Here is a 7907-nt window from a genome sequence, read left to right as displayed (position 1 = left end):
TACAAGCTAAATCGAAGATATTTTGGAGATAGCCTCTTTGAAAGGCTTATTATTGCTAACATTACAGGGTTATGATTAAAAACGGATAATCAAATAATTTTATAATTTTCTTTGTTAAAATAAATTATTTTCACATTAAAATCTATCAAAATAATTTACATTATTAGAAAGTTCAAATCTAAGATTTGAGCTTTTTTATATTGGTAGTTATAGAACCAAAGGATGTAATTAATATCAATTTCATTTTAAATTAACATTTAGTTAATATTAATATAGTTAGGTATAACTTTTGCATTTATATAAATTCTTTGCAATACCCTGCAATTAATCCAAAAAAAATTGTAATTTTAATTAAAATTTAAAAAATTAACTTTTTTTAAAGGGATCATTACAATAAAAAACCAAATTTATTAACTAAAACCAAAAATAATAAGATGAATAGTATCCAAGACGAATTTTCAGTTTTCAAAGAAGAACTAAAAAAATTAAATATCGAAGTGAAAAAAATCGTAAAAGTAGGAAACGGAAGTATGGATTTCCATGAAGTATTTTACAAATCTCCCCGATATGAAGACGTAAAAACGGTTTATGTACAAAGACATACACTCGACAATCTCATTTCAAGATTCAGAGAATGTTACAGTTAGCATAAAAAAGCGGTAAAATTTTCATTTACCGCTTTTTTTATTTTTAGAATCTATATCCCAGAGAAAATCCACTTCGAAGACCCGCCCAAGGTCCATTTACATTAATGTTTGCACCATTAGAATTGGTTTCTACTGTATATTTAACAAAAGGAATATCCAGATTCTCTATTTCTTTTTTCAATTGAGCCTGCATTTCCGGAGTTAGCAAAACATCACTTCTTAAAGTAAAATCACCAGTTCCAGATCCGTAATGAGCTCCAGCAATCCAGAAATCTAACACTAAATTATGCTGTTTGTTTAGAAAAAACTGTGCTCCTACCATGAGTCCCCCACTGTTTCCATTTGCATCTCCTTTTCCTTTTAGCGGAATTTCATAAGTTGTTCCTAAAGCATTGTAATCATACATAAAATCGAATGTATTGGATGAAACTTTGGAATAACGATAATACGGTGCAAAATAAAATCCTTTTCCATATCCTTCTCCGATATAAAAACGAGGCTCAATAGTAAAATTTGACGCTTTTACTCTGATATTTTGAAAATCTTTTTCGTCCTCTTTACTCAAAAAAGCATTCATAAAAGGAACGGAGCCTTCCAAAACCGTTCCAAATCCAACATTTATGGCAAACCAACGATTGATAGACCTTTCGTAAAATAGATTGATATTCCTGAAAGCAAAAGCCGTAACATTGGTTTTAATGATATTCATCTTGTCTTCAGGTACAGAATTTTGCGTGGTATTTCCTACAACGTCTTGCGCCGAAATTTCGGACATCAATAATGCAGAAATAAAAAATAATAGTTTTTTCATGGTAATAGTTTCAATTAAATTATGGTGCAAATTTTGAAAATCAATTCTTATTGATTTTGAATATCTTATTTTGTTGAAAACTATTGCTTAATCAATTTACTTTTCCAGTTGCTTGATTTTGATTTATTGATTTCAATAAAATAAGAAGAAACAGGAAGATCAGAAACATCAATATTTTCAGACGTATATGGGAGACTTTTTACCAATTTCCCATCAAGACTGTATACATTTACAATACTTCCTTTTTCTACATCACCTTTTACGCTGATGAAATTTTTTGCAGGATTGGGATAAATCTGAATATTGTCCTTTTTAGCTACATCCGAAACCGATAAAAAAGTTTCATTCAAAGCCTGAGCAACATCAGTAGTCTGCGGATTTCCCTGAGCAGTAATTGTTGCGTTTGTAGTGGAAAGCAAAGGAAATTTATGAAGACTGTCGTAATAGGCGTAAGAAGTATTGTTTGCCGATCCTACAGGAATTCCAGAAACGAAAAGATTTAAATTCTGTACAGATTTTATTCTGAGAACATTATTGTACGTTTTAGATCCAATTAAAAGAGTTCCCGCTGCATCTGCTGTAATAACAATAGTTCCCGTAAAAGTTCCGGATACTCCAGCCGATACAGAAGTGAAAGTTCCGCCAACTATATCATTTTCTGTCTGCCCGAAAGACATTGGATAAACAATAAAAGTTCCGTTATTGGTACTAAAATTAAGGGTTACATCCGATGTAACCAAGCCAGTTATTTCTAGTTTGGAAGTGCTCGATTTATACAATGCTGTATTTCCGTTTCCTGTCATTTTTATGGTCGTACCTGGAAATGTCGAAATCTCCGTCGTTGTCGGAGCTACATAATTGGCTACTGCGGGAGAACCTGCCGTAAGAGATGAATTATTAAAAGTAACATTATTCCCTGTTAAAGAATTGTTTACCGTCCCATTAACCAGAACATTATTAACAACATCCCCAATAACGGGATCATTAAATGTTTTTGTAATAGTAGTCTGCGCCGAAAATAACCCGGCAGAAAAGATAAAAAGTAAAGTTTTTTTCATAATTATTATTTTTTACGTTGTTAATAAAGTAATTGATTTCAAATAATTTACACTAAATGTTTTATTATCAATCTTATTTGAAATTTCAGTTAAAGATAATCTATTTTCATAATTCCTAATATTAATATTTCGGACGAAAATCATATTATCATTTAAAAAATAATCCGACACAAAATTGTGCCGGATTTCAACTTATTTTTTAAGATACAAATCGAAGTAATCTGTTACTTTCTGCATTAAATGAACTCTGTCTTTCCCTACAACATTGTGCTGATGTCCCGGATATACAAAATAATCCATCTGAACACCGTTATCTACCGCAGATTTCAAGAATTTTATAGAATGCTGCCAAACTACAACGTCATCCTGTGCTCCATGAATCATCAGTAATTTCCCTTTCAAATTCTGTACTTTATCCAAAAGATTGGCAGTTTTATATCCTTGTGGATTTTCCTGCGGAGTATCCATATATCTTTCGGTATACATTATTTCATACATATTCCAATCGATTACAGGACCGCCTGCAACTCCCACTTTAAAAACTTCCGGATGGCGGAGCATGAAGCTTGTGGTCATAAATCCACCAAAACTCCACCCGTGAATTCCCATTCTTTCGGAATCCACATAAGGAAGTGATTTCAGATATTGTACTCCTTTCATTTGGTCATTCATTTCAGTTGTTCCTAAATTTCTGAATACCGCCTGTTCAAACTTCAAACCACGATTAGATGAGCCTCTCCCGTCCATCGTAAATATAACGTATCCATTCTGAGCCATATATTCGTACCAAAGATTGCCTGATGCTGGAAAAGTGTTGGTTACCAACTGAAGATGAGGACCGTTATACAGATAAACAATGGTTGGATATTTTTTATTAGGATCAAAATCTGTAGGAAGAATAATTTTCCCATACAATAATGTTCCGTCGTCTGCTTTTAAAGTCACATTTTTAATTTCCGGACGTTGATAATTCTTCAGCGGGTTTTCGGAAGTTAAAATATTGGTAGATTTTAACGTTGCAGTATTAATGATGTTTGCTGTTCTTGGACTGTTGGCATTACTGTACATATCGAACACATAATTTCCATCACTACTTAAAACAGCAGAATGCATTCCTTCTGCACTGTCTAATCTCTGCGTTTTAAAGGTATTCCTGTTAACTCTGTAAATATGTCTTTCTAAAGGAGTTTCCTGAGTAGAAACATAGTATATATCTTTTTTCTTTTCATTAAAGCCTAAGATGTCGGTAACCAGCCAATCTCCTTTGGTTATCTGAGACACCAAACCTTTTTCTAAATTGTAATGAAACAAATGGTTGTAGCCAGTTCTCTGGCTTTGCCAAATAAAATCGGTATTAGAATTGGGGAAAAATAAAAGTGGATGCTGTGGTTCTACATATTTATCATTAGTTTCTTCAAACAATGTGCGTACAAAATTTCCTGTAGATGCATCATACTGATTCATTTTCATATGATTTTGTCCTCTGTTGAGAACCCCTACAAAAATATACTTAGAATCTGGGCTCCATGTAATTGCAGTAAGATATTGGTCTTTTTCCCCATCAATTTTAAGAAAGGCAGTATTTTGATTTTTAATATTATAAACACCTAAACTGACTTCATGCGAAGTTTTACCCGCCATAGGATATTTAATATTATGATTTACGGCAGGAGTTACCGACCAATCTATCACAGGATAATCTGCAACCATGGTCTGATCCATGCGGTAAAATGCAATATTTTCTGAATTTGGAGATGCAAAAATACCTTCATTAATTCCAAATTCGTTTCTGTGAACTGCCTGTCCGCTAATTATATTTTCATTGGAATCGTTGGTAATGGATGTAATTTTACCGTTTTTGTTTAAATAAAGATTATTTTTTACCGTGTAAACAATAGTTTGATTATCGGCTAAAGTTTTAAGATTCGCGGCTTCTGCATCTAGAGAATAATTTTTCTTGATTTTCCATTCGTTTCCAGATTTTTCTACCCAATACATCGTATTGTTTGCGGTAAAATAACCATTAGCCTTATTGGTAAATTTTACAGGAGGCAGAGCTTTCAGTTTTTTATCGGGAAAGTTTTTGTTTACCTGATAAAGTGAAATAAGGGTATCCTGCTTATTGTTTTTTAGGTCGGTAATGAGATAACCTCCTTTTACTCCCTGAATATAAGATTTGCTGTCGTCTGACCAACTGAACTGCGAGATACTTTTTACTGCTAAGTTTGTTCTTAATCCGTTCACTGCTTCTGCCATCGTAAATTTCTGAGTCTGAGCAAGAGCTGTTCCTCCGAGAAGTACCATGAATAAAGAAAATTGATGTAATTTCATTGTTTAATCTTGAATCCGTCAAAAATAAGAAATTAATGCGAGTTGATGACTGCAAAAAAATACTGCAACCAAATTTAGGAAAATAAAGAGGATGCTTAAACACTATTATTACTTATATATACAAGATAAAGAGAAGACAATTTAACATCATAAATTTTACTTTGCAAAACCTATTACTATTTGTAACAATGTTGTAATTTGGTATACTTATTTTAGAATAATATCATCATGAGAAATACATCTTCACTATTGCAATATAATCAGCATAAAATTAATTGGTTCCAAAAATTTTTAATGATTTGTTCAGGAGCTAACATTCATATTCTCAGGAAAACACCCAGCGAATGGAATAAATTTGCTGGTATTGGTGGAATTGTCCTTTTCACCGCTGTTTTTGCCACCTTATCTTCAACCTATGCCATCTTTACCATTTTTGATCAGTTTTGGGCATCTTTAGGGTTCGGATTGTTGTGGGGATTAATGATTTTTAATCTGGATCGATATATTGTTTCATCTATTAAAAAAACAGGTACATGGTGGAACCAAATTTTAATGTCGATCCCAAGACTTATTTTGGCAACATTTTTAGGAATTATTATTTCTAAGCCATTAGAACTCAAAATTTTTGAAAAAGAGGTTAATAAGCAACTCAACACCATTATTCAAAGAAATAAAAAGGATCTTCAAACACAGATGAACGGGAGAATTTTACAACAAAATGCTCCTTTTGAAACTGAAAAAAAACAAATTGCGGAAAAGCTGGCTCAATATCAAAAGTCTTACGACTCTGCTGCTGTGGAACTCGAAAAAGAAATTCTGGGTAAACAATCTAATCTAACCAGCGGAAAAGAAGGCTTTGGACCTAATGCCAAAAGAAAGCAAGAATTGAAAGAGCAGCGAAAGAGAGATTTGGAAAACTATCAGAATCAAACAGCTGCAAGACTAGAATATCTTGACAAGGAAATATCTAATGTTTATAATAATCTGGAAACCGAAAGGAAATCTATTGAAACTTTCGAGGATAAGTATAACGGATTCGCTGCTAGAATCCAAGCATTAGATGAGTTAGGAAAGGGCTCTGCAATAATTGCTACTGCTGCTGCATTTATAATGGGACTGTTTATTTGTCTTGAAGTTTCTCCTGTTTTAATTAAGCTCATTTCTTCTGTTGGTCCTTATGATTATCTTCTGGAAAAAACAGAGAATGATTTCAGGCTTTATTCTAAAGAAAAAATTGAAAAAGGAAATGCATTGACTGATTTCAGAATAAATGATTTTAAACGTAAACTTTAAGGTATCGATTATAAATAAAAAATCGCCAGTTATCAATACAACTGGCGATTTTTTTTCAATGAATGAATTATATTTCTATAAAGAATAATTTGGAGCTTCCTGTGTGATGATTACATCGTGAGGATGAGACTCTTTTAATCCGCTTCCGGTAATCATTACCATCTTGGTGTCGGTTTGTAAAGCGGTAATATCTTTTGCTCCGCAATAACCCATACCTGCTCTTAACCCACCAGTTAGCTGGAAAATAACATCTTCTAATTTACCTTTGCTTGGTACTCTTCCTTCAATTCCTTCAGGAACAAATTTTTTAGCTTCACTTTGGAAATATCTTTCTTTTCCGCCTCTCTTCATGGCAGAAAGACTTCCCATTCCCTGATAAGTTTTGAATTTTCTTCCCTGAAAAATAATTTCCTCTCCCGGAGCTTCATCGGTTCCTGCAAGAAGCGAGCCCAACATTACTGCACCCGCTCCGCTTGCAATAGCTTTTACGATATCCCCGGAAAGCTTTATTCCTCCATCAGCAATTACAGCAACATTTTTAGTTTGAGCATATTCATATACATTATATATTGCAGATAACTGCGGCACTCCAACTCCTGCAACAACTCTCGTTGTACAGATAGAACCGGGTCCCACTCCTACTTTAAGAACGTTTGCTCCGGCTTCAATTAAATCTTTAGCGGCATCGGCAGTTACAATATTTCCTCCAACGATATCTAAATCCGGATATGCTCTTCTAATTTCAGCTATTTTATCTAAAACTCCTCTTGAATGACCGTGAGCAGAATCTATTCCGATAATATCTACTCCGGCTTCTACTAAAGCTGCAATTCGGTCTAAAGTATCTTCTCCAACTCCAACTCCAGCTCCAACAATCAGTCTACCATTTTGATCTTTGTTGGCATTAGGATATTCTAACTGATTGTCGATATCTTTAATGGTGATTAAACCTACCAATTTATTATCAGCATCAACAATCGGAAGTTTTTCAACTCTGTTTTTAAGAAGAATTTCTTTTGCTTTTTCGAGATTCGTATTTTTATCAGAAGTAATCAGCTTATCTTTCGTCATGATCTCTTCAACCTTTATATCTAAATTTTCCTGATACTTTACATCTCTGTTGGTAATAATTCCTATTAATACATTATCTGCATCTACCACAGGCAATCCGGAGATTTTATAGCTAGACATTAGCTCTCTTGCCTGTCCAAGTGTATGATCTTTGGAAAGAGTAACAGGATCAGAAATCATCCCGTTTTCAGAACGTTTTACTCTGTTTACCTGAGCCGCCTGCTCTTCAATAGTCATATTTTTATGGATAAAACCCAAACCGCCCACTCTTGCCAATGCAATTGCCAAATCTGCCTCTGTAACAGTATCCATTGCAGCGGAAACGATAGGAACGTTCAGCGTAATTTTATCGGTAAGTCTTGATTTTAATGAAACCTGATTAGGTAAAACTTCAGAATAAGAAGGAACTAGAAGCACGTCATCGAAAGTGATGGCTGTCTCTACAATTTTGTTATGAATAGACATCTTTACTTTCTTGCAAAATTAAACATTTTTGTTGACATACGAAAATCGCATATTATAGTTTAAACAAAACTTAACAATTCATTATATAAATCGCAAAAAAGCCACTGAAACAGTGACTTTACAAAATTAAATATACCTGTTGTGCATTTAGCACAAATTAATTTTTAACTTATTCAAACTTCTCTTGAAGACGAAAAAATTGAGATATTGAATCATGGTAAAAGAAGTTAT

6 protein-coding genes are annotated in these 7907 nt (G+C 33.4%); 2 read left to right on the top strand and 4 right to left on the bottom strand.

Translation table 11 applies throughout. The features are described from left to right. Positions 1 to 434 precede the first annotated feature (434 nt). A complete protein-coding gene (locus IV513_RS14350) occupies positions 435 to 647 on the top strand; it encodes a hypothetical protein (RefSeq protein ID WP_209391245.1) in 213 nt (70 codons plus the stop codon). Positions 648 to 690: 43 nt separating this feature from the next. Here IV513_RS14350 and IV513_RS14345 read toward each other — a convergent pair whose 3' ends face one another. The 3 genes from IV513_RS14345 to IV513_RS14335 all read right to left on the bottom strand — a co-directional run bounded on the left by IV513_RS14345 (position 691) and on the right by IV513_RS14335 (position 4847). Next, positions 691 to 1458 (bottom strand): DUF3575 domain-containing protein, encoded by a 768-nt coding sequence (locus tag IV513_RS14345; protein ID WP_209391244.1) that lies wholly within the window; start codon positions 1456 to 1458, stop codon positions 691 to 693. A gap of 80 nt (positions 1459 to 1538) precedes the next feature. Further along, a complete protein-coding gene (locus IV513_RS14340; protein ID WP_209391243.1) occupies positions 1539 to 2516 on the bottom strand; it encodes a T9SS type A sorting domain-containing protein in 978 nt (325 codons plus the stop codon). Positions 2517 to 2708: 192 nt separating this feature from the next. Beyond that, positions 2709 to 4847 carry a DPP IV N-terminal domain-containing protein gene (locus IV513_RS14335; RefSeq protein WP_209391242.1) on the bottom strand — a complete coding sequence of 713 codons (2139 nt, stop codon included), beginning with the start codon at positions 4845 to 4847 and terminating at the stop codon, positions 2709 to 2711. A 228-nt stretch (positions 4848 to 5075) separates the two neighbouring features. Between IV513_RS14335 and IV513_RS14330 the strand changes: the two genes are divergently transcribed. Continuing rightward, positions 5076 to 6140: a DUF4407 domain-containing protein gene (locus IV513_RS14330; protein WP_209391241.1), complete on the top strand. Its 1065-nt coding sequence runs from the start codon at positions 5076 to 5078 to the stop codon at positions 6138 to 6140. Positions 6141 to 6215: 75 nt separating this feature from the next. On the opposite strand, the gene guaB is transcribed toward IV513_RS14330, so the two are convergent. Continuing rightward, the gene (gene guaB, locus IV513_RS14325; protein WP_209391240.1) at positions 6216 to 7676 is read right to left on the bottom strand and encodes an IMP dehydrogenase; all 1461 of its coding nucleotides are present in this window, start codon (positions 7674 to 7676) and stop codon (positions 6216 to 6218) included. Positions 7677 to 7907 lie beyond the last annotated feature (231 nt).

It is taken from the genome of Chryseobacterium sp. RR2-3-20 (assembly GCF_017808115.1).
Lineage (GTDB): Bacteria > Bacteroidota > Bacteroidia > Flavobacteriales > Weeksellaceae > Chryseobacterium > Chryseobacterium oryzae.
Note: the sequence above shows the minus strand (reverse complement) of the source record. Positions and strands in the feature narration are given on the sequence as shown.

Coding starts and splice junctions, on each gene's coding strand:
- IV513_RS14350 (WP_209391245.1), top strand. CDS start 435: ATGAATAGTATCCAAGACGAATTTTCAGTTTTCAAAGAAGAACTAAAA.
- IV513_RS14345 (WP_209391244.1), bottom strand. CDS start 1,458: ATGAAAAAACTATTATTTTTTATTTCTGCATTATTGATGTCCGAAATT.
- IV513_RS14340 (WP_209391243.1), bottom strand. CDS start 2,516: ATGAAAAAAACTTTACTTTTTATCTTTTCTGCCGGGTTATTTTCGGCG.
- IV513_RS14335 (WP_209391242.1), bottom strand. CDS start 4,847: ATGAAATTACATCAATTTTCTTTATTCATGGTACTTCTCGGAGGAACA.
- IV513_RS14330 (WP_209391241.1), top strand. CDS start 5,076: ATGAGAAATACATCTTCACTATTGCAATATAATCAGCATAAAATTAAT.
- guaB (WP_209391240.1), bottom strand. CDS start 7,676: ATGTCTATTCATAACAAAATTGTAGAGACAGCCATCACTTTCGATGAC.